At 59.6% G+C, this 21,867-nt stretch carries 23 protein-coding genes, 2 tRNA genes and 1 pseudogene; 19 read left to right on the plus strand and 7 right to left on the minus strand.

Features of this window, described 5'->3' with window-relative positions:
- The first annotated feature begins 29 nt into the window (after positions 1–29).
- On the plus strand, positions 30–470 hold the full coding sequence (locus HGP14_RS02590) for a YybH family protein (protein WP_168828278.1): 441 nt from the start codon (positions 30–32) through the stop codon (positions 468–470).
- Between the two features lie 2 nt (positions 471–472).
- On the opposite strand, the gene HGP14_RS02595 is transcribed toward HGP14_RS02590, so the two are convergent.
- The gene (locus HGP14_RS02595; RefSeq protein WP_168828279.1) at positions 473–3,976 is read right to left on the minus strand and encodes a PAS domain-containing hybrid sensor histidine kinase/response regulator; all 3,504 of its coding nucleotides are present in this window, start codon (positions 3,974–3,976) and stop codon (positions 473–475) included.
- 215 nt (positions 3,977–4,191) lie between these two features.
- Here HGP14_RS02595 and mscL point away from each other — a divergent pair, with 215 nt between their 5' ends.
- From mscL to HGP14_RS02615, 4 genes are all read left to right on the plus strand, one after another.
- Entirely contained in the window at positions 4,192–4,626 is a 435-nt protein-coding gene (gene mscL / locus HGP14_RS02600) for a large conductance mechanosensitive channel protein MscL (protein WP_168828280.1), read from the plus strand.
- Between the two features lie 122 nt (positions 4,627–4,748).
- Positions 4,749–5,915 carry a pyridoxal phosphate-dependent aminotransferase gene (locus HGP14_RS02605; protein ID WP_168828281.1) on the plus strand — a complete coding sequence of 389 codons (1,167 nt, stop codon included), beginning with the start codon at positions 4,749–4,751 and terminating at the stop codon, positions 5,913–5,915.
- Positions 5,916–6,118: 203 nt separating this feature from the next.
- Positions 6,119–7,153 (plus strand): UDP-glucose 4-epimerase GalE, encoded by a 1,035-nt coding sequence (galE, locus tag HGP14_RS02610; RefSeq protein WP_168828282.1) that lies wholly within the window; start codon positions 6,119–6,121, stop codon positions 7,151–7,153.
- A 127-nt stretch (positions 7,154–7,280) separates the two neighbouring features.
- Positions 7,281–8,342 (plus strand): enoyl-CoA hydratase/isomerase family protein, encoded by a 1,062-nt coding sequence (locus tag HGP14_RS02615; RefSeq protein WP_168828283.1) that lies wholly within the window; start codon positions 7,281–7,283, stop codon positions 8,340–8,342.
- On the opposite strand, the gene HGP14_RS02620 is transcribed toward HGP14_RS02615, so the two are convergent.
- Both HGP14_RS02620 and HGP14_RS02625 read right to left on the minus strand, forming a co-directional pair.
- Positions 8,339–10,399: an ATP-dependent helicase gene (locus HGP14_RS02620; protein WP_168828284.1), complete on the minus strand. Its 2,061-nt coding sequence runs from the start codon at positions 10,397–10,399 to the stop codon at positions 8,339–8,341. The genes HGP14_RS02615 and HGP14_RS02620 overlap by 4 nt on opposite strands.
- Positions 10,400–10,492: 93 nt before the next feature.
- A complete protein-coding gene (locus HGP14_RS02625; RefSeq protein ID WP_168828285.1) occupies positions 10,493–10,762 on the minus strand; it encodes a hypothetical protein in 270 nt (89 codons plus the stop codon).
- Positions 10,763–10,915: 153 nt separating this feature from the next.
- Between HGP14_RS02625 and HGP14_RS02630 the strand changes: the two genes are divergently transcribed.
- Both HGP14_RS02630 and HGP14_RS02635 read left to right on the plus strand, forming a co-directional pair.
- A complete protein-coding gene (locus HGP14_RS02630; RefSeq protein ID WP_168828286.1) occupies positions 10,916–11,176 on the plus strand; it encodes a BON domain-containing protein in 261 nt (86 codons plus the stop codon).
- Positions 11,177–11,241: 65 nt separating this feature from the next.
- Complete coding sequence (locus tag HGP14_RS02635) at positions 11,242–11,502, plus strand: hypothetical protein (protein WP_168828287.1); 261 nt, start codon at positions 11,242–11,244, stop codon at positions 11,500–11,502.
- Between the two features lie 77 nt (positions 11,503–11,579).
- Here the strand turns inward: HGP14_RS02635 and HGP14_RS02640 are convergent, their stop codons facing one another.
- A complete protein-coding gene (locus tag HGP14_RS02640; RefSeq protein ID WP_168828288.1) occupies positions 11,580–11,822 on the minus strand; it encodes a DUF982 domain-containing protein in 243 nt (80 codons plus the stop codon).
- Positions 11,823–12,194: 372 nt separating this feature from the next.
- Positions 12,195–12,470 (minus strand): hypothetical protein, encoded by a 276-nt coding sequence (locus tag HGP14_RS36420; protein WP_312862093.1) that lies wholly within the window; start codon positions 12,468–12,470, stop codon positions 12,195–12,197.
- Positions 12,471–12,488: 18 nt separating this feature from the next.
- On the opposite strand from HGP14_RS36420, the pseudogene HGP14_RS02645 reads away from it, so the two are divergent.
- Positions 12,489–13,124, plus strand: a pseudogene (locus HGP14_RS02645) (Hint domain-containing protein); the annotation flags it as partial.
- 351 nt (positions 13,125–13,475) lie between these two features.
- Here HGP14_RS02645 and HGP14_RS02650 read toward each other — a convergent pair.
- Positions 13,476–13,550: transfer RNA gene (locus HGP14_RS02650), tRNA-Thr, on the minus strand.
- A gap of 152 nt (positions 13,551–13,702) precedes the next feature.
- Here HGP14_RS02650 and HGP14_RS02655 point away from each other — a divergent pair.
- The 10 genes from HGP14_RS02655 (at position 13,703) to HGP14_RS02700 (ending at position 19,640) form a co-directional block, all read left to right on the plus strand.
- Positions 13,703–13,897, plus strand: coding sequence for a hypothetical protein (locus HGP14_RS02655; protein WP_168828290.1), 195 nt, complete (start codon positions 13,703–13,705; stop codon positions 13,895–13,897).
- A 104-nt stretch (positions 13,898–14,001) separates the two neighbouring features.
- The gene (gene murA / locus HGP14_RS02660; protein WP_168828291.1) at positions 14,002–15,294 is read left to right on the plus strand and encodes a UDP-N-acetylglucosamine 1-carboxyvinyltransferase; all 1,293 of its coding nucleotides are present in this window, start codon (positions 14,002–14,004) and stop codon (positions 15,292–15,294) included.
- Positions 15,295–15,411: 117 nt separating this feature from the next.
- Entirely contained in the window at positions 15,412–15,849 is a 438-nt protein-coding gene (locus HGP14_RS02665) for a DUF2948 family protein (protein WP_168828292.1), read from the plus strand.
- 38 nt (positions 15,850–15,887) lie between these two features.
- On the plus strand, positions 15,888–17,186 hold the full coding sequence (gene hisD / locus HGP14_RS02670; RefSeq protein ID WP_168828293.1) for a histidinol dehydrogenase: 1,299 nt from the start codon (positions 15,888–15,890) through the stop codon (positions 17,184–17,186).
- 3 nt (positions 17,187–17,189) lie between these two features.
- Positions 17,190–17,663 carry a UPF0262 family protein gene (locus HGP14_RS02675; RefSeq protein WP_168828294.1) on the plus strand — a complete coding sequence of 158 codons (474 nt, stop codon included), beginning with the start codon at positions 17,190–17,192 and terminating at the stop codon, positions 17,661–17,663.
- Complete coding sequence (locus HGP14_RS02680) at positions 17,660–18,145, plus strand: low molecular weight phosphatase family protein (RefSeq protein WP_168828295.1); 486 nt, start codon at positions 17,660–17,662, stop codon at positions 18,143–18,145. Before HGP14_RS02675 ends, HGP14_RS02680 begins: the two co-directional genes overlap by 4 nt.
- 119 nt (positions 18,146–18,264) lie before the next feature.
- The gene (gene infA, locus HGP14_RS02685; RefSeq protein WP_003545338.1) at positions 18,265–18,483 is read left to right on the plus strand and encodes a translation initiation factor IF-1; all 219 of its coding nucleotides are present in this window, start codon (positions 18,265–18,267) and stop codon (positions 18,481–18,483) included.
- A 48-nt stretch (positions 18,484–18,531) separates the two neighbouring features.
- Positions 18,532–19,152: a Maf-like protein gene (locus tag HGP14_RS02690; RefSeq protein ID WP_168828296.1), complete on the plus strand. Its 621-nt coding sequence runs from the start codon at positions 18,532–18,534 to the stop codon at positions 19,150–19,152.
- An 18-nt stretch (positions 19,153–19,170) separates the two neighbouring features.
- Entirely contained in the window at positions 19,171–19,380 is a 210-nt protein-coding gene (yacG, locus tag HGP14_RS02695; RefSeq protein ID WP_168828297.1) for a DNA gyrase inhibitor YacG, read from the plus strand.
- 184 nt (positions 19,381–19,564) lie between these two features.
- Positions 19,565–19,640 (plus strand) — tRNA-Phe (locus tag HGP14_RS02700).
- A 192-nt stretch (positions 19,641–19,832) separates the two neighbouring features.
- On the opposite strand, the gene HGP14_RS02705 is transcribed toward HGP14_RS02700, so the two are convergent.
- The gene (locus HGP14_RS02705) at positions 19,833–20,390 is read right to left on the minus strand and encodes a hypothetical protein (protein ID WP_168828298.1); all 558 of its coding nucleotides are present in this window, start codon (positions 20,388–20,390) and stop codon (positions 19,833–19,835) included.
- A 199-nt stretch (positions 20,391–20,589) separates the two neighbouring features.
- Here HGP14_RS02705 and HGP14_RS02710 point away from each other — a divergent pair, with 199 nt between their 5' ends.
- On the plus strand, positions 20,590–21,432 hold the full coding sequence (locus HGP14_RS02710; RefSeq protein WP_168828299.1) for a hypothetical protein: 843 nt from the start codon (positions 20,590–20,592) through the stop codon (positions 21,430–21,432).
- Positions 21,433–21,867 lie beyond the last annotated feature (435 nt).

Consider the following 21,867-nt stretch of genomic DNA (forward strand, 5'->3'; position numbering starts at 1 on the left):
GTCCGAAACAACGGACAAGGAGGACCGTCATGACAGATGAAAAGTTCCGCGTCGAAGAGGAAGCCATCATCGCCATGCTGATGATGCGCGGCAAGGCCATCGAGGAAAAGAATGTCGAGGGCGTCATGTCCTGCACGGCGGATGACGTTGTCGAGTTTTCGCTGGCTCCGCCGCTCGCCATGACCGGCAAGGATCCCGCTGGCCTCGGCGGCTGGTTCGATACCTGGGAAGGGCCTCTCGGTGGCGATGTCCGAAATGCGAAGCTCACGATTGGCGGCGATGTCGCCTTCTGGAGCGGCCTGGTGAATATGACCGGCACCAAGACGGATGGCGAAAAGGTCGACCTGTGGTTCCGCCAGACGCTCGGCCTCGTCAAAAAGGGCGGCCGCTGGCTGGTCGCCCACGAGCATGCCTCCGTGCCCTTCGCAATGGATGGCAGCGGCCGCGCGCTGCTTGACCTCAAGCCGTAACATCACTCCGCCGCGGCGCGCTTCAGTCCGGAAATCTGCGTGATGAAGGCGCGGAGTGCGGCCGGACGCACAGGCTTGTGCTGGATGGTGATGCCGTGGCGCTCCGCCTCCGCGCGTACCTCCGGCGTCCGGTCGGCGGTCACCAGCAGCGCCGGAATCTCGACCCGGAAGCGCTCCCTGAGATCAAGGATCGCCGAAATGCCATTTCCATCGCCGAGGTGGTAGTCGGCGATGATGAGATCGGGTGGCGGCCGATCCGTGCCGAGAGCCGCAACGGCGGCAAGGGAATCCACCGCTTCTACCTCGCAGCCCCAACCTGAAATCAGAAGGCGCATGCCTTCAAGGATCTTCACTTCGTTGTCGACGCAAAGGATGTGCAATCCCCTCAGCGTTTGCGTCGAACGATCGGCCGGTGGTGCTGTAGCGGGTGCATCGCCGGCTTTCGAAACCTCGATCGGCATGACGATCCGGAAATCCGTCCCCCTGCCATGCGTCGAGTGAAGCTCGACCGTATGGTTGAGAACGCGGGCGATGCGGTCGACGATCGACAGGCCAAGCCCGAGGCCGGCGGCCGTCTTTGCCCCTTCCTCAAGCCGCGCGAATTCCTTGAAGACTGTGCGGAATTTCGAAGGCGGGATGCCGATGCCGGAATCGACCACCTGGATCACCACCTGCTTGCCGCGTCGCCGGACCCCAACCAGCACCTTGCCGCTCAGCGTATATTTGATGGCGTTGGAGACGAGGTTCTGCACAAGGCGCCGCAGCAGGTTCGGATCGGAGCGGACCCGCAACGATGTCGGCATGACAACGAGCTTCAGGTTTTTCGCCCGGGCAATCGGCGCGAAATCTGTTTCGATGCGCTCCAGCAAACCGGCAAGCGGAACGGAGGTCAGCCTCGGGCGCATGGCGCCGGTGTCCAGCCGCGAGATGTCAAGAACGGCGCCCAGGATGGTCTCGACGGATTCGAGTGCGGAATCGATGTTCCGCACGATCGGCCCGTTGTCGGAAAGCGCCATACGCTCGACGAGCGCGGAGGAATACAGCCGCGCCGCATTCAGCGGCTGGAGGATGTCGTGGCCGGCAGCAGCAAGGAAGCGGGTCTTGCCGATATTCGCCTCGTCCGCGGCCGCTCTCGCCTCGCCGAGTTCGCGGTTCACCCGTGTCAGCTCCGCGGTACGCTCGGCCACGCGCTGCTCCAGCGTTTCGTTCGCCTGTTTCAAAGCCCGGTCGGCTGCAACTTGCTGGGTAATGTCGGTGAAGGTTGCGACGATCCCCTTGTCCGGCATGGCGTTGGAGCGGACCTCGATAATCCTCTCGCCGCCGCCAAGAACGAGCGAGAAAGGTTTGTCGAGTGTCAGGAAATGCCGCACCGTCTGGCTGAGATCGACCGCCGAAACGTCGCCGCGCCTGCCGAGGATTGCCACGATCTCCGACAGCGGAAAGCCGACGCGGCCGGCATCTTCCGGGAGATCCAGAAGCTGGCGGAAGCGCCGGTTCCAGATCGTCAGCTGGTTGGAGCTGTCAAAGACGGCGATGCCTTGATCCATCTGCGAGAGCGCCGTCTGCAACATGTCCTGGTTATATTGCAGCGCCTCGCTGGCCTGGTCGAGCAGCCATGCGGTGTCGGCCGAAGCATCCTCGGTCTTCTGCAGGATAAGCGAAAGCACCAGCCGCGCCGAAGAGGAGCCGATGGCGCTTCCCAGCAACTGCTCGGTAAAGTGAATGAGCGCCATGTCCGCCGGCTGATCGTCCTCCAGCTTGCGGCCCGACCCCTGCTCGTATGTCGCAAACGAGCGTTGCATCCGCTCCTCGCCGAGATAGCGCGCTATCGCCGTTTTCAGATCGCCGACGCTGATACGCGTCTTCCAGCCGCGGGTTGCAAATTGTGAGCGTGATTGCCCCTTGACGAAGATCCCCGCCTGGATGCGTTCCAGCGGCCGCGCATTGCGCGTCATTGAGCCGACAATGAAGAACGCAGTGTTGACGAGCAGGCTCATCGCCGTGGCGCTGACCAGGGGATCGGCGTTCACGGGTGCAAAAAGTGTCGTCCCGGGAAAGATGAAGTTGAGGAACGCGGTGGCGACATAGGAGTAATCCGGTCCGCCGAGCGAGGGCAGGAAAAGCAGGTAGAACCAGATAACAAAGCCGGAAGTCAGGCCGAGAACGGCGCCGCGTGCGTTGGCTCGTCGCCAGACCAGGCCACCGAAAAGGGCAGGAGCGATCTGCGCGATTGCGGCGAAGGACAGAAGGCCGATCGATGCCAGGCCGGCGGTGCTATCGGTCGATCGGTAGTAGGCATAGCCGAGCAGAAGGACGGCAAAGATTGCGCTGCGTCTGATGTTGAGCAGGTTCTTGGCAAAGTCGTCGCGCTGGGTAACCCGCCCGGCAAGCTTCCGGCGCAGAAAGATCGGCATGATGAGGTCGTTCGACACCATGATCGAAAGCGCGACGGAATCGACGATGACCATCGCGGTCGCTGCTGAAAAGCCGCCGATAAAGGTGATCAGCGAGACCACCGGCATCTGTCCGGCAAGCGGCAGCGACAGCACGTAAAGATCGGCATTGCCTGCCCCGCCGAAGGTCAGCAATCCGGCGATCGCCACCGGCAGCACGAAGAGATTGATGACGATGAGATAGAGCGGGAAGAGATAGCCCGCGAGCCGCAATTGCTTGGCCGAGCGGTTTTCGACGACCGTGACGTGAAACTGGCGCGGCAGCATGATGATGGCGAATGCCGAAAGCAGCGTCAGCGTGATCCAGCGGCTGAGCGGCGTCTCGTAGGTCAATGCGGAGTTTACCAGCGCATTTCCGACGCTCTTCTGCCAAAGGTCGACCGGCCCGTCGAACAGGAACCAGATGACGCAGACGCCGGCGGTGAGAAAGGCGACGAGCTTGACCAGCGACTCCATGGAAACCGCGAGGATCAATCCGTCCTGATGCTCGGTGGCGTCAGTATGCCGTGTGCCGAACATGATGGCGAAACAGGCAAGCACGAGGGTCGCGACCAGCGGGAGATCGAGAAAGTAGAGATTGCCGCTGCCGATCCCGTAGTCGGATGGATTGACCATCGCCGTTACCGCGCTTGAGATCGCCTTCAATTGCAGTGCGATGTATGGAATCGTGCCGACCAGAGAGATCAGCGCTACGATGGTGGCGACCGTGGAATTCTTTCCGTAGCGAGCAGCGAGGAAGTCCGCTACCGACGTAAGCTTTTCCGTCTTTGCCAGCTCGATGATCCGCCGCAGAACCGGCATGCCGAGCGTGAAGACAAGGATCGGGCCGATATAGATGCCGGCAAACTCCAGGCCGCGCTGGGAGGCGAGCCCGACGCCGCCGAAATAGGTCCAGGAGGTGCAGTAGATACCAAGGCTGAGCGCGTAGACAACCGGCCAGCCGCCTTGCGGTATGCCGAGCCTCTGGCTTCTGCGGTCGCCGTAGCTTGCGACGGCAAACAGAAGCAGCAGATAGCCCAAGGCAAATGCAATTATAACCCAGCCTGCAAGCATTGACCCTCCGCCCGATCCTCCATGCGCCGGTTCCCCGGAAGGGTTGAAGATTAAGGGAAATCCTCCCTTTTGGAAATTGCGGTGATCTAGGCATTAAGTCCAAGACGAAAGGAAAAGCCGATTGTTTCAATTCGACAATTGATTAATCAATCAAGAGCTGTAGCTAATGGAAACAACGCACTGTCGAGAGAGCGCATCAGAGGGAGACAGATCGGATGCTTAACGAGTTCAAGGCCTTCATCGCCCGAGGCAACGTCATGGATCTCGCCGTCGGTGTCATCATCGGTGGCGCCTTCGGCGGTATCGTGAAATCACTGGTCGACGACATCATCATGCCGATCGTCGGGGCCATTTTCGGCGGTTTCGATTTTTCCAACTATTTCATCGGCCTTTCGTCTTCGGTCAACGCGCCGACCCTTGCGGCCGCCCGGGCCCAGGGCGCCGTCTTCGCCTATGGCAGTTTCATCACCGTCGTCATCAATTTCCTGATCCTCGCCTGGATCATCTTCCTGCTGATCAAGGGCGTGAACACGCTCCGCAAGCAGGTCGAGCGCAACGAGGAAAAGGCCGCCGAAGAAGCGCCGCCGCCGGCGGATGTCGCGCTGCTGACGGAAATCCGCGATCTATTGGCCAAGCGCCCGGCGGTCTGATCGGCGCCGGGAGCCCGCACATTCCGCGGCGCTCATTCATCACGAAAATCGATATGGCATCACGCATTCTCATGGGATTTGCGTGCGGTTTTGTTTTATGAAGGCCAAAACCGGAGATCTGCATGTCGATTATGAACAGCCTGAGCCCGCGCGCCGTTTCGGCGCCAGAAAGCGGGATTGTAGAAGTCGTCAATTATGCCCGTGGCCGCGATGGCCTGCTGCCGCTGTGGGTCGGAGAAGGCGATCTTCCGACGCCGGACTTCATCAGCAAGGCGGCGATGGATGCGCTCGCCGCAGGGGAAACCTTCTATACATGGCAGCGCGGTATTCCCGAACTGCGTCAGGCTCTATCGGACTACTACGCCCGGCATTTCGGCATCACCCTGCCGGTGGAGCATTTCTACGTGACCGGCTCGGGCATGCAGGCGATCCAGATTGCCGTGCAGGCGCTAACCTCCCCGGGCGACGAATTGGTCTATCTGACACCCGCCTGGCCGAATATCGCTGCAGCGCTTGAAATCGCTGGCGCCCGTTCAATCCCCGTCGAGCTGCAATTCGAAGGCGGCAGATGGGCAGTTGATCTCAACCGCATCGAAGCCGCGATCACGCCGAAGACCAAGGCGTTTTTCATCAACACGCCGTCGAACCCGACAGGGTGGACGGCGACGAAGAAAGACCTCGCCGACATCCTGGAACTTGCCCGCAAGCACGATCTCTGGATCATGGCGGACGAAATTTACGCGCGCTATTTCTACGCTGGCGGCCGTGCGCCTTCTTTCCTGGATGTCATGACACCGGGCGACAGGATCATGTTCGTCAACTCATTCTCGAAGAACTGGTCGATGACCGGCTGGCGCGTCGGCTGGATCGTGGCGCCGCCGGAAACGGGGCAGGTGCTCGAAAACCTGATCCAATATTCGACCTCCGGCGTTGCTCAGTTCATGCAGAAGGGAGCGCTGGCGGCTCTCAACCAGGGCGACGAATTCGTCGCCGCCAACATCCGGAAGGCGGCACTTTCCCGCGACATCTTTTGTGACGCGCTGGTTGCCACAAATCGCGTCGAGACCTTGAAGCCGGACGGGGCGCTCTACGCCTTCCTGAAGATCGACGGCGTCACGGATAGCCGCAAGGCGGCGCTCGATATCGTCGACAAGACCGGTGTCGGCCTGGCGCCCGGCACGGCCTTCGGCCCAGGCGGCGAACTCTTCCTGCGGGCTTGTTTCCTGCGCGATCCGGAACAGGTCAAGGACGCCGCCGGCAGGCTCAGCGAGTACATTCTGAAGCTATGACGATCAAAGCCCGGCTCTCAAAGCCGGGCTTTTTTGTACCGGAACGTCAGTTCGATAAAATTGTAGAATAACCGGCAATCGGGTCCTAACCACCGCATCAAACTTACCGGTTCAAAGCCCCGCAAACGGCTGCCAAATAAGAAAATCGGAAAGGAAAGACGGCGTGAAATGCCCCTGTTCGAATAAGACAGGGAATGCGGGACATGGCAATTTTGGTGACGGGCGGCGCCGGTTATATCGGCAGCCATATGGTCTGGGCGCTGCTCGACGCGGGCGAGGACGTCGTTGTGCTCGATCGCCTTTCTACCGGCTTTCGTTGGGCGGTGGCGCCTGCCGCACGATTCTACCTGGGGGATATCGCCGATGCCGAGGTCCTGAAGAGGATCTTCATCGAGAACGACATAGAAGCGATTGTCCATTTTGCGGGATCCGCGGTCGTCCCGGCTTCGGTTGCCGATCCGCTTTCCTATTACGACAATAACTCGGGCAAGACGCGTGCGCTTTTGAGCGCGGCAATCAAGGCCGGCGTGCGCCATTTCGTCTTTTCCTCGACCGCCGCCGTCTACGGCCCGCAGAAGACCTCTGAGGCGGTCAAGGAAACCGCGCCGCTCAACCCGGAAAATCCCTATGGCCAGTCGAAGCTGATGACCGAGTTCATGTTGCGCGATGCGGCTGCGGCCTACGACTTTGACTATGTGGCGCTCCGCTATTTCAACGTCGCGGGCGCCGATCCGCACGGCCGTGCGGGACAATCCACCAGCAGCGCGACGCATCTCATCAAGGTCGCCTGCGAGGCCGCACTCGGCAAGCGTGACAGCGTGCATGTCTACGGCATCGACTACCCGACGCATGACGGCACCGGCGTGCGCGATTATATCCATGTGACCGACCTGGCAGAGGCCCATCTGAAGGCCTTGCAGCATCTTCGCAAGGGCAACGGGTCGCTGGTGGCGAATTGCGGCTACGGTGCCGGCTATTCGGTGCTCGACGTGCTGAACATGGTGGTGCGGCTGCGCGGCCATTCGTTCAAGGTCCACATGGCGCCGCGTCGCCCGGGCGATGCCGCAAGCGTCGTTGCTGACGCCACCTTGGCGCGGCGCGTGCTGGGCTGGACGCCGAAACATGACTCTCTGGAAACGATCGTTCGCAGTGCCCTGGATTGGGAACTAGCCCTCATGGATCGCCGGGTCCACGATCTGCACGGAATGCATAGTGCGCTTGCGGCGGCTTCGTTCTAAACACCAGCATGTCGGCTTGCACTGTGCTTTGAATCTCACACGGCCCGCGCCTGATGATATAAAGTCCATTGGAGCGATGCCTCCTTCTGTTTATTGATGGGGGATCAGTCGAGGGTGGACAGTGGACATGAAGAACGGACACGAGCGCGAAGTTATTATCGAACGGCGCGGTACGGCGGGCATCATCCGGCTCAATCGGCCGCGGGCGTTGAACAGCCTGACGCTCGACATGGTGCGCATGATCGATACGGCGCTCGACGAATTTGCGGATGACGATGGGATTGCAAGCGTGGTCGTGGCCGGCGAGGGCGAGCGCGGCTTCTGCGCCGGCGGCGATATTCGTGTCCTTCACGAAAGCGGGCGTTCCAATTCCGGTTTGGCAGAGACGTTCTGGCGCGAAGAATTTACACTCAACCATCGCATCGCCAACTACGCAAAGCCCTATATCGCGCTGATGGACGGCATCACCATGGGCGGCGGCGTCGGACTTTCTGCCCATGGGCGGCACCGTATTGCGACCGAGCGGACGAGGCTTGCGATGCCGGAAACCGGGATCGGATATTTCCCGGATGTCGGAGCGACCTGGCTACTGCCGCGTATGCCCGGCGAAACGGGAACATGGGCCGGACTGACGGGCCTGGAGCTGAACGCTGCAGACGCCATCTACGCCGGCCTCGCGGATTTTCAGATCCCGTCTTCGCGGCTGCCGCACGTCATCGATGCATTGGCGCGCATGCCGGCCGGTTCGTCATCAGTGGCCTGCGATGCCTTGCTGAAGCATCTGTCTGAAGAGCCGGGTGAAAGCCGTTTGCGAAGTGCTCAAGAGCTGATCGACCGCGTCTTCCACTTCGACAGCGTGGAAGACATTGCCGAGGCGCTTGGCGCGGAGCAGGACGCGTTTGCTGTCGAGTCGCTTCGCGTCTTGAGGACGCGTTCGCCGACCAGCCTGAAACTGACTCTCCGTCTTGTGAGGGAGGGCCGCAACAGCGCCCGTCTCGCGGAGTGCCTGAACCGCGAACTGGCCGCCGGCATTCATATGCTGAAGTCCGCGGATTTCTACGAAGGCGTGCGGGCGGCGGTGATCGACAAGGACCGAAATCCAAAATGGTCGCCGTCGACCCTTGAGGCAGTGGATGCGGATATGATCGCACCGTTCCTCAAACCTCTGGACCGTCCTCTCGCCATTTAGCGCCACATGCCGCGCATGCGGGCGCCGACATCGATACGAACCTGGCGCGCCGGCTGTGCGCCAGCGCTGCCGCTCTTGACCTGCGGCCAGCCGCAGACTTCGAAGAATTGCAGCAGCGTGGCCGGGATAAAGCGCGTGCGCGATGCATAGACGTGCCGGTCGCCCTGCGCATTCTGCCCGTGCGTGAAGAAGCGCTGCGGCACGACGAGATCGAGATTGTCCTTGGCGCGGGTCATCGCGACATAAAGGAGGCGCCGCTCCTCTTCTATCTCAGCGCTGGTGCCGACGCCTAGGTCGGAGGGTATGCAGCCGTCGACGACGTTCAACATGAAGACTTTGGTCCACTCCTGTCCCTTGGCCGAGTGGATGGTCGAGAGAATCAAATAGTCCTCGTCGAGCAGCGGCACGCCGGCCTGGTCGCTTGTCGCATCCGGCGGATCGAGTGTCAGTTCTGTAAGAAAGCGTTCCCGCGAGGGATAGCCACCCGCGATCTGCTCGAGCTGCAGAAGATCGGCCTGACGCGTCGAGGCATCCTCATGCAGCCGCTCGAGATGCGGCTGGTACCACTCCCGGACAAGGCCGATTTCGGCAGGCCAGCCGGCCTTGCCGGTTTTCAATTCCTGCATGACTGAAACGAAGGATGTCCAATCCTCACCGGCGCGGGGCGGGGCGGGCATGGCCGCAAGCGCCTGCAGCGGGCTTGGGTCTCCCGCCATCTGATCGAGTGCGCGCTGGGCGGTCGAGGGACCGACGCCCGGCAGGATCTGCATCAGCCGGAAGCCGGCAACCCGGTCGCGCGGGTTGAGCGCAAAGCGGAGAGCGGCCAGCATATCCTTGACGTGCGCGCTGTCGAGAAACTTCAAGCCGCCGAATTTTACGAATGGAATGTTGCGGCGGGTGAGCTCGACTTCCAGCGGGCCGCTGTGATGCGAGGCTCGAAAGAGCACCGCCTGGCTTTTCAGCCGCGTGCCTTCCTCGCGGTTCTCCAGCACCTTGTCGGCGACATAGCGCGCCTGGTCGGCCTCGTCGCGCACCGTGACGAGGCGAGGGCGCTCGGCCGATTGCCGCTCCGTCCAGAGGTTCTTGGTAAAGCGCTCCGAGGCAAGATCAATCACGGCATTGGCCGCAGCAAGGATCGGCTGCGTCGAGCGGTAGTTGCGGTCGAGCGTGACGATATTGGCTGCCGGGCTGAACGACGCGGGGAAATCGAGGATGTTGCGGACGGTGGCTGCCCGGAAGGAATAGATCGATTGTGCATCGTCGCCGACGACAGTCAGCCCCTGGCCTTCGGGCTTCAACGCCAGCAGGATAGAAGACTGCAAGCGGTTCGTGTCCTGATACTCGTCAACGAGCACATGGTCGAAGCGGCTGCCGATATCCTCGGCGATCATTGGTTCGGCAACCATCTGTGCCCAGTAAAGCAGCAAGTCGTCGTAATCGAGGACGTTCTGGCTCTGCTTGGCCTCGACGTAGGCGGCGAAGAGTTCGCGAAGTTGCTTTTCCCACGCAGCGCACCAAGGGAACGCGTCCCGCAAAACCAGAGACAGCTCCGTCTCCGAATTCACGGCTCGGGAGTAGATCGCAAGGCAGGTCCCCTTGGTAGGAAAGCGGCTTTCCATCTTCGAAAAGCCGAGCTCGTGACGAACAAGGTTCATCAGATCGGCGCTGTCTTCCCGGTCGTGGATGGTGAAGGCGGGGTCGACCCCGATCTGCTCGGCATAATCGCGAAGCAGCCGCGCGCCAATCCCATGAAAGGTACCGCTCCAGGCAAGCGCATCGGCCATGATGCCGGAATTGGCGCCGAGAACCTGGGTACAGATTCGCTCGACGCGGCGCGCCATCTCTGAAGCCGCCCGGCGGGAAAAGGTCATGAGCAGGATGCGGCGCGGGTCGGCACCTTTGACGATCAGATGCGCAACCCGGTGCGCCAGCGTGTTCGTCTTGCCGGACCCGGCACCGGCGATGACCAGCAGCGGGCCAGCAATATGGCTGCCCTCGGCAAGCGTGCCGTGTTCGACCGCCATGCGCTGCTGTGGATTGAGTTTTTCGAGATACATCCAGCCGTCCGGTTGGCGCCGTGCGGAATCGCGCACGGACAGGTTAGGTGTTCCTTGAATGTTCTTGATTGTGATTCCTGTCAAGCACGTGCTTTAGTCGTCAAAGTCGGACATGACTTGCCGGCGCACGAGCTTGAGGCTGCGATCCGGCTGGAGGATGTATGTTTCCTCTATCCGGTTGCCGCTTGAATCGTGAAAAGTGTTATAGACGGCGCTGCCAACCGGCGACTTCGTCAGTTTCGTTCGCGGCTGGCCGCCATACGTGATGCTGCCGGGGATCGGCTCAAGCTCATTCGCCGTATCCGACGACGTGCAGCTGCAGAGCAGAAACCCTACGAGGATAGCCGAAACGACCACTTTCATTGAATTGCCTCCACCGCTGTTTCACTAGATATCGCAAAGGTCGGCCAGAGCAAAGTACAGCCTCAAATCTCCATTGCTCACGGTTGCTTCCCCGTGGGCATGCAACGAAAAGCCATGCCGGGCGTTAGGGATTATTAGCGGTGGAGATCCCCTATGGTACTTCCGTTTGAACCCTGGAACGCCCAGGAAGGCTGCGCCGAAGGACATGGCAACTCAGCAACGAAAGCCTCGGTGGAAAGCGCCCTCCACGCCGCCCGCGACCTGAATGTCGACCAGGTCACTGTGATGATTGTCGGCTCTTATGTTGTTTTGGAGGGCATCGTGCAACGGGAAGGCGACGATGATCGCGCTGTCGTGATCGCAGAGGAGGTCGTCGGCAAGGGTCACGTCAAGAGCCGCCTGCTGCGGCAGTAACTGGTGAACGGAACCAAAACCACGTCTGGCGTGTTGACTGCCTGATTTCAACGCTGGAGACTGTCATGAGGACGATTTTCCGTTTGGCCATTCCCGCCTTCCTTGCTGCATTGGCGGTATTTAGCTCTCCCGCCTATGCTTCCCTTGAGGGCGACGTGGGGTACTACTCCGCGCTGCCGCAGGATCAGATTGCACTGAACGAATTTATCGACTCTCCTGGCTGTGCTCCGGTCGAAGCGCATTATCTTCCATCCTTCATCCGCGCGCCGGACGGAACAATTATCGGCGTCGGCTATATCGAGATGGAAGGCGGTAACGACTGCTGAAGGAGCTGTCGTTCGCGATAATGGATTGCCACGTCGTTTTGACGGATAGCAGCGGTGGCAAGCGCGTCGTGCGCTCGTCAGTGAAGCTTGAGCTTGGCTTCTTCCGCAGCCGCCAGAAACTCGGCGCGCGCTTCCTCGCAAGTTTTGCGCCCGTCAAGGGCCGCACGGCAGGTGCTGCGGGCTTTGAGATAGTGCAGGCCGCGGGTGACGGGCCAAAGGTCGGTGAGGCATTTCAATGCATCGAACGGGCCGTTCACGGTTGTCGCATCGGCGTTTTCGAAGCCGACCTTGATCGGATTGCCCCATCTTTCTGTTGCCATAAGCCATTCCTCCTGTGTCTACGCCAAAACGCACACCCGGGGTCTTCCGTTCCTCTCGCAAGCCCCCCACATAGCCATTGTAGCGGGTTATTTGTTGGCGGCAATCGGGTTTTGATCACCGCGGGCGGCGAACGAGAAATGCAATTCAGTTCTTGGCGAAAACTGGTGTCGCGACATCTCATCCATTTGGCATATGCCGACAGTAGTACCTTCATCCAAAAGGCGGAGCGGCCCTCATCTTTGATTACCACCGCAGCGACTATGGCTAGGTCGAGCATGAAAATGTGCAAATTTCCTAAAATGGAAAGCTGATGCAGAATGACATGCAGTATTTCATCTCCGCGGCAAGTCGAAGAGGAGAGAGCCATGTCTTCAAGCGAAGAACGGTACTCGCAGCTCAATCATGCGCGGCGTCATTTCCTCGGCCTGGCGGCTGCTACGGGCGCCAGAATTGCGGCGATGGGTATCGCCGCGTCGACGATATTGCCTTCGTTCAGCGCACAAGCACAGAACGAAGGTAACGGAAACGGTAACGGTAACGGTAACGGAAACGGTAACGGTAACGGCAACGGCAACGGAAACGGCAACGGCAACGGAAACGGAAACGGTAACGGTAACGGTAACGGTAACGGAAATGGCAACGGCCACCGTCCCCCGTGCTTTCTCCGCGGCACCTCTATCTTGACACCGACAGGGGAGATCTGCGTGGAGGATCTTCAGATCGGCGATCTTGTCGGAACCGCACATGGGCGGGCCATGCCAGTTAAATGGATTGGTCGTACGCTCTATAATCGAAGTGGTCGGTCCTGGAATTCCAACGTCGTCCCGATCCGCATTTCACGGCATGCGCTGGATGACCGGACCCCTCATAGGGATCTATATCTCTCCCCCGGCCATGCCCTGTTTATCGATGGTGACCTCATCCTCGCGAAATTCCTCGTCAATGGGATCTCCATTGTGCCGGCCCCGCCTGCGGACGGGGAGGCGATCGAATACTTCCACGTGATGCTCGAAAGCCATGAAGTGATCCTCGCCGAAGGAGCGCCCGCCGAGAGTTACCTTCCCGGCGGCGGCAATCACGAACACTTCACGAACTTCGCTGAATTCGCCCGCCTCTATCCCGACAGTCTTGCGATGAAGCCGTTTGCACCGGTCGTGGGTTTCGAGTCCGGCCGCGATCACCTGAAGGCTCTTCTACGCCTCGGGATGCATCCCTTCGAGCCAGTATCGGACCCGTACGAGCCAGTACATCGCGCCTACGAGAGACTTGCAGCACGCGCCAAAGAGTTCGCCAGCCTTTGATCATCGATCTTGGTTTAAGATTCAATTGAAAGGAGCGCATGCCCATCTTCAGAAAAAATCAATTGCTGAAATTCATGCGGAGCTTGAGCGAGAGCTGATCAAGAATGGCGGAGCGCTCGACTATGATGATCTGACAAATCACCTTAGCGACAACGCCTACCTCTATTACATGCATCACCGCCGAGGATGGGCTAATAAATATCTCCGCGAAATTCGAAACACGGGATACGTTTTGATCATGCTGGTAGGCGCTCTGTCTTTGCGAGCATACGGCATTTTGTGATTTGCCGCGAAGCGTCCGGGACGTGACTCGCCGGAGTACACCGTCATCCCTTTGATTTTTGTGAAAACTGGTGCTGCCGAGTGGGATTGAACCACCGACCTCACCCTTACCAAGGGTGTGCTCTACCACTGAGCTACGGCAGCAGGACCAGCACGCGTGAGCCGAACGGCTGCATTGCGTGAACGGGGGGCCTATTGCCACAGCTTCTCGATAAGCGCAAGTCGCAAATTCCAACTTCGCATGTATTAACGGCTAAGCTCTTTTTGCGCAGGGCGGAATCCGTTAAACATGGCGCATGGATGACAATACCGAAAAAGCCGCGAAAGGCCGCAAGGCCATGATCGAAGAACAGGCGAAGCTGCGCCGGGAGCGCGCCGCCGAAAAGCTTCGCGAAAACCTCGCCCGCCGCAAGCACCAGACGCGGGCCCGCCGCGCCGGACAGGAGGATGAGACAAGTGGGCTTCCTGCCGCAAAAATGGACGAATCGTAATGTTCGCTCCGCTGCGAATTGAAGCGTGTTCGAAATTCGTCTAGAGACCTCCATCCCTTTTGAGGCAGAACTTTCAGAAAGGCGGGCACAGCCCGTAAGCCCCCATGGATCGTATCAGAATTGTCGGCGGCAATGAGCTCAATGGCATCATTCCGATTTCCGGCGCCAAGAATGCCGCCTTGCCGCTGATGATCGCCTCGCTGTTGACCAGCGACACGCTGACGCTCGAAAACGTTCCGCATCTGGCCGATGTCGAACTGCTGATGCGCATCCTCGGCAATCACGGCGTCGACGTCGCCGTCAACGGCCGTCGCGAGCGCCAGGAGGACTCCTATGCGCGCACTATCCATTTCACCTGCCGCACCATCGTCGATACGACGGCTTCCTACGAGCTGGTTTCGAAGATGCGCGCTTCCTTCTGGGTGATCGGGCCTCTCCTGGCACGCGAGGGCCACTGCCGCGTTTCGCTGCCGGGCGGTTGCGCCATTGGCACGCGTCCGGTGGACCTTTTCCTCGAAGGACTGGCAGCGCTTGGCGCAAACCTTGAAATCGACGGCGGCTATGTCAATGCGACGGCCCCGTCCGGCGGGCTGATCGGCACGCGCTACACCTTTCCGAAGGTTTCCGTCGGCGCGACGCACGTGATGATGATGGCGGCAACCCTTGCACGCGGCACGACGGTCATCGGCAATGCCGCGCGTGAGCCTGAAGTCGTCGACCTCGCCAACTGCCTGAATGCCATGGGCGCGAAAATTTCCGGGCACGGCACCTCGACGATTACCATCGAGGGCGTGTCGTCGCTCTCGGGCGCACGCCACCGCGTTCTGCCGGATCGCATCGAGACCGGCACCTATGCAATGGCCGTTGCGATGGCCGGCGGCGACGTCGTTCTTGAGAATACCGACACGGCGCTGCTCGAAACAGCGCTGGAAACGATCCGCCGCGCAGGCGCCGAAATTTCGCCGACCAACAACGGCATCCGCGTCAGGCGCAATGGCGCTGCCATCAAGCCGGTGGACGTCGTGACCGATCCGTTCCCAGGCTTCCCGACCGACCTGCAAGCGCAGTTCATGGCGCTGATGACACGCTCTTCCGGCATTTCGCACGTGACGGAAACGATCTTCGAAAACCGCTTCATGCATGTGCAGGAGCTTGCCCGCCTCGGCGCGAAAATCTCGCTTTCCGGTCAGACGGCGAAGATCGAGGGCGTCCAGCGGCTGAAAGGCGCACCTGTGATGGCGACCGATCTTCGTGCTTCTGTTTCGCTGGTGATCGCCGGTCTTGCCGCCGAAGGAGAGACCGTGGTTTCACGCGTCTATCATCTCGATCGCGGCTTCGAGCGGCTGGAAGCAAAGCTCACCCGCTGCGGGGCGATCGTCGAGCGCGTCAGCGAATAAAGAAGAGGCGTTCATAGCCTCTTTATCCCGGTTGCGCATTCCGCCGAGGCATCCTATTTCCGTTGTCTGACGCATCACCATCCAGGTGGTGCCAGATAGAACCGGGGTTTTGCCTGCATGACGGATCTGAAGCTTCTTGCGCTCGACAATGAAGATCTTGCGGTGGTCTCCGCCCACATGCAGGATAGCGTTTTCAAGGTCGGCGACATGGCCTGGTCGCCGCGCGATGGGCAGTTTTCGATTGCTGCCAACCGCTTCGTCTGGGAAGAGGCTATCAGGAAGCGCAAAGGCTTCGAGCGCCGTCGGGCGGCTCTGGTGTTCAAGCGCGTCCTGGCTGTCCGTTCCACGGGTATTAATCGCAGGCGGCGCGACGAGGTGCTTTCTCTGCTGTCCGTTGCCTTCGAGCAGAAGGGCGAGGGGCCAGAAGGCACGATCGAGCTGACGCTTGCCGGCGAGGCTGAGATCGTTCTCGACGTCGAATGCATCGAGGCGGCGCTTGCGGATATCGGCGGAGCATGGGAAACCGCCTCCAAGCCGCGCCACCCGGGCGCATGAAGACTCTCCTTGTGTCTTATTGAGAAGGAATAGCTGCGTTGGCAATCTGGCTGGATCAGGCATCGGACGGTTTCGAACAGCGCTTTGCCGCGTTTCTGACGACCAAGCGCGAGGTTTCGGAAGACGTGAACACGGTCGTGCGCGCGATCATCGATGACGTGCGGACCCGCGGCGACGCGGCGCTTGCCGAATATTCGAAGAAATTCGACGGCGTTGATTTTGCCGCAGTGCCGATGCGCGTCACCGAGGCGGAAATCGATGCTGCTGTGGAGGCTGTTCCGGCCGAAGTGCTCGGCGCGCTGAAAGTCGCTGCCGTGCGGATTGAATCCCATCATCGCCGGCAGCTGCCGAAGGATGATATCTATGAGGATGCCATGGGCGTCGGGCTCGGCTCGCGCTGGACGGCGATCGAGGCGGTCGGCCTCTATGTACCTGGCGGTACGGCGAGCTACCCGAGTTCGGTGCTGATGAATGCGGTCCCGGCAAAGGTGGCAGGCGTCGAGCGCATCGTCATTGTGGTCCCGGCGACGGGTGGCAGCGTTAATCCGGCGGTGCTTGCGGCGGCAAAGCTCGCCGGCGTTTCGGAAATCTACCGCGTCGGCGGGGCGCAGGCGGTTGCAGCGCTGGCTTACGGCACGGAAACGATCGCCCCGGTCGCAAAGATCACCGGCCCGGGCAACGCCTATGTCGCGGCCGCCAAGCGCCAGGTTTTCGGCACCGTCGGCATCGACATGATTGCCGGTCCGTCCGAAGTGCTGGTGATCGCCGACAAGGACAACAACCCGGACTGGATCGCAGCCGATCTCCTGGCCCAGGCCGAACACGACGCAGGTGCGCAAGCGATCCTGGTCACCGACGACGCCGAATTCGGCAAGGCGGTCGAAGCGGCCGTGGAGAGGCAGTTGAAAACGCTGAATCGCTCGGAAACGGCGGCCGCCAGCTGGCGGGATTTCGGAGCCATCATCGTGGTAAAGAACCTGAAGGACGCCGTCCCGCTCGCCAACCGCATCGCCGCCGAGCATCTTGAGCTTGCTGTCGCCGATCCGGATGCATTGCTCGACGGCATCCGCAATGCCGGCGCGATCTTCATCGGCGCGCATACGCCGGAAGTCATCGGCGATTATGTCGGCGGCTCGAACCACGTTCTGCCGACGGCACGTTCTGCCCGCTTCTCCTCCGGTCTTTCGGTGCTCGATTTCGTCAAGCGGACGTCGATCCTCCGGCTTGGGCCGCAGCAGTTGCGCGAACTCGGGCCGGCGGCGATTGCGCTTGCGGTTTCCGAAGGACTTGATGCTCACGCGCGATCGGTCGCGATCCGCCTCAATCTCGAAAGGTGAGGCATGGCAAAGGGCGACTTCCGGCTTTCTGATGTCGTCCTCGACGACACGATCGGCCGTTCGACGCCCGATGTCGAGCATGAGCGCGCCGTCGCCATCTTCGATCTCATCGAGGAAAACCGGTTCGAGCCTGTTGGCCATAGCGGCGGACCCTACCGGCTGAATATTTCGCTGGCCGATTCCAAGCTCGTCTTCGGCATCACCACGGAAGAGGGGCGGGATGTCGCGACCCATATCCTGTCGCTGACGCCTTTCCGACGGATCGTGAAGGACTATTTCATGATCTGCGAAAGCTACTACGAGGCGATCCGGTCTGCTTCGCCGAGCCGTATCGAGGCCATCGACATGGGGCGGCGCGGGATCCACAACGAGGGCTCGCAGACGCTGAAGGACCGGCTTGCCGGCAAGATCGAGGTCGATTTCGACACTGCGCGCCGCATCTTCACGCTCGTCTGCGTGCTTCACTGGCGCGGATGATACCAGTGGCGCCGGGGGAACACACGGCAGAGGTAAAAGCGCACGGCGCGATCCTTTTCATGTGCGGGATGAACGCCATTCGCTCGCCGATTGCCGAAGCGATCGCCCGTAGCATGCTGCCTGCGACTACCTATATACGCTCGGCGGGCATTCGCGCCGGCGAACGCGATCCATTCGTCGATGTCGTGCTTGATGAAATCGGTCTCTCGCTTGGGCGCCGGCAGCCGCAGACTCTTGAGGAGCTCGAGGATGATTACTTCGATCTCATCATCACGCTGTCGCCTCAGGCGCATCACGCCGCACTGGAACTGACGCGCTCCAACGCGGTTGAAGTGGTCTACTGGCCGACGATGGATCCAACCGTGGCGACCGGTACCCGCGAGCAGATCCTGGATGCCTATCGCGAGATCCGCGATCACCTCACAGCCTTGATCGAAAGCCGGCTCATCAGGAGAAATGGCCTCGCCGCGCAATCGGCGTGAAACAAATGGCAGAAAGCCCGATCAACAAGGTTCACAAATGAACGTTGATTGTGTAGTTTCCGCGCAAATTTGAGGCGGTCCGATGCCGCCAGCTCAACCGACAGGAAGAAAACCCTTATATGCCTAAAGAAGAAGTCCTCGAATTCCCGGGTATCGTGACCGAACTTCTGCCGAACGCGACCTTTCGCGTGAAGCTCGAAAACGAGCACGAAATCATCGCCCATACGGCAGGGCGCATGCGCAAGAACCGCATTCGCGTTCTGGCGGGCGACAAGGTGCTTGTGGAAATGACGCCCTACGATCTCACGAAGGGCCGCATCACCTATCGCTTCAAGTAGGCTTGTGCCGGAAGTCGTCTCAAAGGTTCCGTTTCCGGTCGAGGGTCTATGGCGCTCACATATAAGCTCATTCTGGCTTCCGGCTCACCGCGCCGCATCGACCTGCTCAATCAGGTAGGCATCGAGCCCTCGCGCCTGATGCCGATGGACATCGACGAGACGCCGAAGAAGTCCGAGCATCCGCGTTCGCTCGCTAGGCGCCTGTCGACGGAAAAAGCCGAAGCGGCGCTTGCCGCGCTCAAGGGCGACCCGGCCTGGAAGGGCAGCTATATTCTTGCGGCCGACACGGTGGTTGCCGTCGGCCGCCGTATTCTCGGCAAGGCCGAATTCGCCGACGAGGCGTCCGCTTCGCTGCACCTGCTTTCCGGCCGCAGCCACTGGGTCTATACCGGTGTGTGCCTCGTGACGCCCGACCGCAAGATCCGCCAGAAGATCGTCGAGACGAAGGTGCGCTTCAAGCGCCTTTCCGGTTTCGAAATCGAGAACTATCTTGCGTCCGGCCAGTGGCGCGGCAAGGCGGGTGCTTACGGCATCCAGGGGCTCGCCGGCACCTTTGTGCAGAAAATGGTAGGCTCCTACACAAACGTGGTCGGCCTGCCGCTCTATGAGACCATCCTGTTGCTCACCGGCGAAGGCTTCGACGTGTATAGCCGGTGGCCCGAGGGCTGAGCCCGAAGGAGGATCAGTATGTCCGAAGAAACCAAAACGACTGCAAAGGTCGAGCCGCTACGCAAGATCCGGCCCTGCCCGGAATGCGGTAAACCCTCTCACCGCGAGCATTATCCCTTCTGTTCCAACCGCTGCCGGGAGGTCGATCTTTCCCGCTGGCTCGGCGGTGCCTACGCGATCCCGGTCACCGAGGATGAGAAGAAGGCGGAATACGACGACGAGCAATAGCCAGGGAAATCCACAGCGAACTCCTTCAATTTGCTCGCAAATCCGCAAAATATCCCGGGTCGCCAAAAAACTGTCATTTGATGCTTGCCATGGCCGGACAAGATGCTATAACCCCGCTCGCTTCCGGGGCGAACCAAGGCCCCCGCATTTCTTTCGAACGAGGAATGCCTCATGAAGCACGGATGCCCAGATAGCTCAGTTGGTAGAGCAGCGGATTGAAAATCCGCGTGTCGCTGGTTCGATTCCGGCTCTGGGCACCATAAAACTCCAATAAAATCAAATGTTTATGAAGACGTATCCGAAACGATCCTGTTTCATGTGGCATTTATGTGGCAATCGGGCGGGTCATGTGTCACCTAAGCGCCTGTGAGCACACACAAAAAAGCTCCTCCCACTTTCAAACAAACTTCTTCGCCAAACGTTCAGAGCGCTCGTGCCCGCGTTTGTCGGACTCAGCGTCTAGGAATAGATGGCCGTAGATATTGTACGGGATTTTCGCGGCGCGTCTCAGTGGCACGTTTGTCATTGAAGCGGCCCTGGCCCTGAGAGCGGGCGGCATTCCGTTCCTTGATCAAATCCCCGAGGGATTTGTTCTGGACGGGAGCGCCAAATGCCCCACCTCCAATGCGAGGAGCGGCAAACTGCTGAGAGCCGTCTGGATCATCAGGGCCACCGACATAGACACTGCGCCCGCGCTCAGCCGCCCGATGCTGCTCTTTGTATTTGATGTGATGTTTTGCGCGGGACGCAAGTTCGACGGCAGCGTCAGCAGGAGACATGGGCCATAGTTCTTCCTGGTGCTGCACCAACACCTGAAACACTTCGTCATGGTCTGCTTTCAGTTCGGGATATTGGCGATAGAAGTCGTGCCAGAACTTTTCCTTGCCCTGATGCTGCTGATACTCGCCTCGGATTTCCTGCTTCACCACCTCCTTGTGGAGGGCCAAGGCGCGGGCGGGATCGACATACATCAACTCGGCAATTTCACTCTCGATGGACTTTTCCGACACAGTGATTTCTCCTGTAAGCGACTGAAACTACATCGGAATATAGCAAATAACGGGTCGCCAAAAAAACGGAGGCCAAAATGGCTCAAAATGGCGGTTTTGGTCTCATCGATGCCGTCTGGCATGTTGCATCGATCAACTCGGCATTAGCAAAGTTGTGAGATCATCCGCGACCAATCGCCAGTTATAAGGAGCAAGGGCAGTGTTAGACTTTTGGCTCAGCCTTGAAAATTCGACCAGGGTTGCGCTGATCACAGCGTCTGCAACGTGCCTCTCGGCGCTCATCGGGTTCACGGCTGTTTTCATCCAGATCGGCCGACAAGGACGCAATGCAATCAAAGCAAACAGGCAAAACGAGGCGCTAAAGCGCAAGGTAGAAATATATGAACGCACACTCGAAACCTCACGCAAGGCGCAGGACGCATCTAGTGTACTTTCAAACTACCTTCACAACTTCGATATGAGCGTCCAATTCGCTAAAGCTGCACAAGACCAGAACTACAGCTGGCAGCCGCCTGCCGCACGATTTCAAGAGTATCAGCGGCTCAGCAACGAAGCCAGTCTAGCTTTTATAGGCGTAATGACGATGATCGAAGCATGGCATATTATAGAGCCAAAGCTAGACATCTTCCGTTACGCAATAGCGATGGGATTGGAGGAGCTCCGCGCGGTGACGGCCATGAGGCAGCCCGATGCGCTGATGTTTGCAATGCCCGTGCCGGGCCTTGAATCAAATTGGGTCTTGCCGAATGCAGAGAGTACAGCGGCGATCAAGACTCGAATTAAGCAGGAGAGTTATCAGGTCGAGCGGCTCTCTGCTTGGGTCGCGGATTTCCAAGTCGAGATGCAGATGCTGCTCCTGAGTGAGCTGTTCCCCAACGAGGTCGAACGACGAGACCCACCCGATCCCGATCAATTCTGTATTCGGCTAGACCGATACGAAGAGATCAACAAAAGGATCGATGCCTCCAATTGGGGGAAGCGTCGCGTCGAAATTGAGGCGGAGGCATGGGGACGTTTCTCGGACAAGAATAGCACCCCCTAACAAGCCCATGCGGAAGCGAAGTGCGCTTCCAACACGCACCGGCCTTCTCGCAAACTAAAAAAGCCCTCACCTTTGGCAAACACCAGGCGGGGGCTTTTCTATGTGGAGGAAGGTTAACTTGAGAGGCGAGTTAGCTCGTGTATTGACTATTAGCACTTGCTGAAGCGATGCCGACAACCCCCAAAGAGAAGCAGGACAGCAAGCACTTATAAAGGCCCCGTAGGACCGGCTTATCCCCAAGCCTTACCTAGGGGCCTTTCTTTATGTGGGACAGGCTTTCGTTAGTGACAGCATGTGGCAATCCATGTGTCATGGAGCCAACGGAAACAGTCGGGACACCCTTGTAATTGTTGGGATTATTTGCGACTGGTCGTAACAGGTTTTCATGTAAAATAATGCAGATTTTCCCGGCATTACGTAATTATATCAAATACC

Origin of the sequence: Rhizobium sp. P32RR-XVIII, assembly GCF_012641395.1 — a bacterium.
Taxonomy (GTDB): Bacteria; Pseudomonadota; Alphaproteobacteria; order Rhizobiales; family Rhizobiaceae; genus Rhizobium.

Coding starts and splice junctions, on each gene's coding strand:
- HGP14_RS02590 (WP_168828278.1), top strand. CDS start 30: ATGACAGATGAAAAGTTCCGCGTCGAAGAGGAAGCCATCATCGCCATG.
- HGP14_RS02595 (WP_168828279.1), bottom strand. CDS start 3,976: ATGCTTGCAGGCTGGGTTATAATTGCATTTGCCTTGGGCTATCTGCTG.
- mscL (WP_168828280.1), top strand. CDS start 4,192: ATGCTTAACGAGTTCAAGGCCTTCATCGCCCGAGGCAACGTCATGGAT.
- HGP14_RS02605 (WP_168828281.1), top strand. CDS start 4,749: ATGTCGATTATGAACAGCCTGAGCCCGCGCGCCGTTTCGGCGCCAGAA.
- galE (WP_168828282.1), top strand. CDS start 6,119: ATGGCAATTTTGGTGACGGGCGGCGCCGGTTATATCGGCAGCCATATG.
- HGP14_RS02615 (WP_168828283.1), top strand. CDS start 7,281: ATGAAGAACGGACACGAGCGCGAAGTTATTATCGAACGGCGCGGTACG.
- HGP14_RS02620 (WP_168828284.1), bottom strand. CDS start 10,399: ATGTATCTCGAAAAACTCAATCCACAGCAGCGCATGGCGGTCGAACAC.
- HGP14_RS02625 (WP_168828285.1), bottom strand. CDS start 10,762: ATGAAAGTGGTCGTTTCGGCTATCCTCGTAGGGTTTCTGCTCTGCAGC.
- HGP14_RS02630 (WP_168828286.1), top strand. CDS start 10,916: ATGGTACTTCCGTTTGAACCCTGGAACGCCCAGGAAGGCTGCGCCGAA.
- HGP14_RS02635 (WP_168828287.1), top strand. CDS start 11,242: ATGAGGACGATTTTCCGTTTGGCCATTCCCGCCTTCCTTGCTGCATTG.
- HGP14_RS02640 (WP_168828288.1), bottom strand. CDS start 11,822: ATGGCAACAGAAAGATGGGGCAATCCGATCAAGGTCGGCTTCGAAAAC.
- HGP14_RS02655 (WP_168828290.1), top strand. CDS start 13,703: ATGGATGACAATACCGAAAAAGCCGCGAAAGGCCGCAAGGCCATGATC.
- murA (WP_168828291.1), top strand. CDS start 14,002: ATGGATCGTATCAGAATTGTCGGCGGCAATGAGCTCAATGGCATCATT.
- HGP14_RS02665 (WP_168828292.1), top strand. CDS start 15,412: ATGACGGATCTGAAGCTTCTTGCGCTCGACAATGAAGATCTTGCGGTG.
- HGP14_RS02675 (WP_168828294.1), top strand. CDS start 17,190: ATGGCAAAGGGCGACTTCCGGCTTTCTGATGTCGTCCTCGACGACACG.
- HGP14_RS02680 (WP_168828295.1), top strand. CDS start 17,660: ATGATACCAGTGGCGCCGGGGGAACACACGGCAGAGGTAAAAGCGCAC.
- infA (WP_003545338.1), top strand. CDS start 18,265: ATGCCTAAAGAAGAAGTCCTCGAATTCCCGGGTATCGTGACCGAACTT.
- HGP14_RS02690 (WP_168828296.1), top strand. CDS start 18,532: ATGGCGCTCACATATAAGCTCATTCTGGCTTCCGGCTCACCGCGCCGC.
- yacG (WP_168828297.1), top strand. CDS start 19,171: ATGTCCGAAGAAACCAAAACGACTGCAAAGGTCGAGCCGCTACGCAAG.